A 3,473-nucleotide genomic window follows, 5' to 3' on the forward strand; every position below is an offset into this window, starting at 1 on the left:
CTTCGCCAGCGTGATCGTGATCGCAGCCGTCAGCGTCGTCTTGCCGTGGTCAACGTGACCGATCGTGCCGATGTTGCAGTGCGGCTTAGTGCGTTCGAACTTTTCCTTGGCCATGGCCAAACTCCTGTGGCCCGGGTCCAAAGCGGAGGGGCGCTTCTGCTCAGTTCAAAAAACCTGGAGCGGGTAGACGGGATCGAACCGACATCCTCAGCTTGGAAGGCTGCTGCACTACCATTGTGCTATACCCGCGCGAAGAATGCGTTGCCCCAACCCCGTGAGAGGTTGGCGTTTCCGCACCCGATTCCTTTTCTGGGGTTCCGTCCTCTCGGCTTCGAAACGCGCGTGGTGGGGGAAGAAGGACTCGAACCTTCGAAGCTTTCGCAGCGGATTTACAGTCCGCCCCCTTTGCCACTCGGGACATTCCCCCAGCGCGCGTTCTCAAAACCGGTCTGGATACGCAACGGAGTGATCTTTCGATCATTTTCGCTGCGAAAGCCTTCGTGTCCGGCGACGCCTGCAGTAGAGGAAGCGCCTGACCCGAAGCCCTAGGGCCCAAATCGGAGGCCGTCTTATAGTGTCGTCATTTTCAGAACGCAACGACCGGAAACCCGGTAAAAAGCAGTCTTTCCACAAGCGCGTGGAAAGTCGGCCCGAGAAAGGTTGGTCGCCTGCGCCAACAGGCCGTTCCGGGGGCGATTCCGCCCCCAAAACCCCGCGCGGCAAGGCCGACGCGGATAATTTTCTCTGGGGCCGCCATCCCGTTTTGGCCGCCTTGGCCAATCCGGCGCGCCGCGGCATGGGCCGTTTGATGGTCACAGAGGACCGAGCCGCTGAAATCGAACGGGAAAATCTGGCGAACGGCCACCGAATCGAGGTGATCGATTCGACCGCCCTGGCCCGCATGTTGCCCGCCGGCGCCGTCCATCAGGGCATGGTCTTCAAGGTTCAGCCGCTGGAAGGCGTCTCTCTGGAGGACCTGGCCGAGGACGCCCAAGGCGTCATCGTTATGCTGGATCAGCTGACCGACACCCAGAACGTCGGCGCCATCTTCCGCTCGGCCCTGGCCTTCGGCGCCAAGGGCATCGTGGTGCAGGACCGGCATTCGCCCGCCCTGGCCGGCGCCCTGGCCAAGGCGGCCGTCGGCGCGACCGAACGCCTGCCCTGCGCCCGCGTCACCAACCTGAGCCGCGCGCTGGAAAAGCTGGCCGACATGGGCTGGCGCGCCGTGGCCCTGGACGGCGCCGCCGAGCTGACGCTGGAAGAAGCCCTCGATTCGCGCCCGACCGTCCTGGTCATGGGCTCCGAAGGCGACGGCGTGCGCCGCCTGGTGGCCGAACACTGCGACGTCCTGGCCAAGATCCCCATGCCGGGCGGCTTCGAGAGCCTGAACGTCTCCAACGCGGCGGCCATCGCCCTTTATGAAGTCGCGCGCGCACAACGCGTCGGCTGATCACTTCACTCCCGCCGGCTGCCAGTCGGCGGGAGCGTGACTTTGCCGCTGCGGCGTCTTGGCGCAGCCCGGCCCGGGGCTTAAGAAACCCGGATGGAATTCCTTTCAGACCCCCATCTGCTCAGTCAGGCCTCCGCCCTCGGCAAGGTCCTGATGATCGACCTGGTCCTGGCCGGCGACAACGCCGTGGCCGTGGGCCTGGCCGCCGCCGCCCTGCCCCAGGAACAACGCCGCAAGGCCATCCTGATCGGTCTGGCCGCCGCCGTCGTCATGCGCATCGGCCTGGCCCTGATCACCGTCCAGCTTCTGGCCATCGTCGGCCTGCTGCTGGCCGGCGGCTTCCTGCTTCTGTGGGTGTGCTGGAAGATGTGGCGCGAACTGCGCGAACAGGCCACCCACGACCAGGCCGAGGCCGAGGCCGAGATCGAACGGGCCATGGCCATCGAGAACGGCGGCGGTCCCTCGCCCGAGGAACTGGGCCTGAAGCGCAAGACCTTCGGCGCCGCCCTGATCCAGATCATGATCGCCGACCTGACCATGAGCCTGGACAATGTGCTGGCCGTCGCCGGCGCCAGCCATGACCACCCCTGGATCATGGTCTTCGGCCTGATCCTGTCGATCGCCCTCATGGGCCTGGCCGCCAGCTTCATCGCCAAGCTGCTGAACCGCTATCGCTGGATCGCCTACATCGGCCTGGCCATCGTCCTCTATGTGGCCCTGCACATGATCTGGGACGGCGGACGTTCGGTCATCGTGCGCACGGGCCACGCCGAGCAGTTCAACGCCTCGGCCCCCGCCTTCCTCGACATCGGCGCCGAGGAGCAGGCCAAGCACATGAAGCACGCCAGCGCCGGCAGCAAGGACGCCACCCCCGCCGCCCTGCCCGGCGCGAGGGAGCAGCGAACCCCGCCGCCCGTCGAGGCCGCCCCCGCCCCCTGACCCGACAGCAAAAAGGCCCGGAGCGATCCGGGCCTTTTCTCCATTCAGTGCTCAGAAGGCTCAGCCCTCGGCGCCGCCGAAGCGTTCTGTCCATTCGGCCACCTGGGCGTCCTCGATCTTGGCGAACAGGACCTCGGCGGCGGCCACCGATTGACCGGCCGGGACCAGGGTCAGCAGGTCGGCGTCGGCGGTCGGCCACGACAGATCGGTCGCGCTGACCGTCGCGCCGATGCGCTCGGCGCTGCCGGGCATGAAGGGCACGGTGATGCGGGCGAACAGGGCGACCAGCGACAGGCCGGTGCGCACCACCACGGCGGCGCGGTCACGGTCGGTCTTCAGCGCCGTCCAGGGGGCGGCTTCCTGCAGGTATTCGTTGCCCAGAACCCAGAGGGCGCGCGCGGCCTGGGCCGCCTTGCGGAACTCCATGGCCTCGAACTCGGCGGTCAGGGTTTCCAGACCGGCCTTCAGGTCGGCGGCCAGCTTGGCTTCCAGCGGACCGGCCTCGCCGCCATCGGGCACGACGCCGTCGAACTTGGACTCGGTGAACTTGACGATGCGGTTGACGAAGTTGCCCAGCACGTCGGCCAGGTCCTTGTTCGTCGTCGCCTGGAACTGCTCCCAGGTGAAGGCCGCGTCGGAGTGTTCCGGGCCATAGGCGGTCAGGTGCCAGCGCCAGTAGTCGGCGGGCAGCAGCTCGAGCGCCTGATCCATGAAGACGCCCCGGCCCATGCTGGTCGAGAACTTGCCGCCATACCAGTTCAGCCAGTTGAAGGCCTTGAGCTGATCGACCGTCTTCCACGGCTCGCCCGAGCCCAGAATGGTGGCGGGGAAGCTGACGGTGTGGAATGCCACGTTGTCCTTGCCCATGAACTGGACGTAGCGCACGTCGTCGGCGCCCTCGTCCAGGCGCCACCACGAGCGCCAGTTTCCGCCCGTGGCTTCCGCCCACTCCTCGGTCGCGCCGATGTATTCGATGGGGGCGTCGAACCAGACGTAGAAGACCTTGCCCTCCATGCCCGGACGCGGGCCGCCGTCGGGACCGACGACCGGCACGCCCCATTTCAGGTCGCGGGTGATGCCGCGG

4 protein-coding genes and 2 tRNA genes are annotated in these 3,473 nt (G+C 66.8%); 2 read left to right on the plus strand and 4 right to left on the minus strand.

Annotated features, from left to right (window positions below; all coding sequences use genetic code 11):
• The 3 genes from VGE49_RS06300 to VGE49_RS06310 all read right to left on the minus strand — a co-directional run.
• The coding region (locus VGE49_RS06300; RefSeq protein ID WP_331033712.1) for a GTP-binding protein at positions 1 to 114 on the minus strand (114 nt) is incomplete at its 3' end.
• A gap of 61 nt (positions 115 to 175) precedes the next feature.
• Positions 176 to 249 (minus strand) — tRNA-Gly (locus tag VGE49_RS06305).
• A 94-nt stretch (positions 250 to 343) separates the two neighbouring features.
• Positions 344 to 427, minus strand: a tRNA-Tyr gene (locus tag VGE49_RS06310).
• A gap of 147 nt (positions 428 to 574) precedes the next feature.
• Between VGE49_RS06310 and rlmB the strand changes: the two genes are divergently transcribed.
• Positions 575 to 1,450 (plus strand): 23S rRNA (guanosine(2251)-2'-O)-methyltransferase RlmB, encoded by an 876-nt coding sequence (gene rlmB / locus VGE49_RS06315; RefSeq protein WP_414643608.1) that lies wholly within the window; start codon positions 575 to 577, stop codon positions 1,448 to 1,450.
• A 93-nt stretch (positions 1,451 to 1,543) separates the two neighbouring features.
• On the plus strand, positions 1,544 to 2,389 hold the full coding sequence (locus tag VGE49_RS06320; RefSeq protein ID WP_331033710.1) for a TerC family protein: 846 nt from the start codon (positions 1,544 to 1,546) through the stop codon (positions 2,387 to 2,389).
• A gap of 60 nt (positions 2,390 to 2,449) precedes the next feature.
• Here the strand turns inward: VGE49_RS06320 and VGE49_RS06325 are convergent.
• On the minus strand, positions 2,450 to 3,473 hold a 1,024-nt coding region (locus VGE49_RS06325), incomplete at its 5' end, for a methionine--tRNA ligase (protein ID WP_331033711.1).

Origin of the sequence: Brevundimonas sp. (assembly GCF_036405315.1) — a bacterium.
Classification (GTDB): Bacteria; Pseudomonadota; Alphaproteobacteria; order Caulobacterales; family Caulobacteraceae; genus Brevundimonas.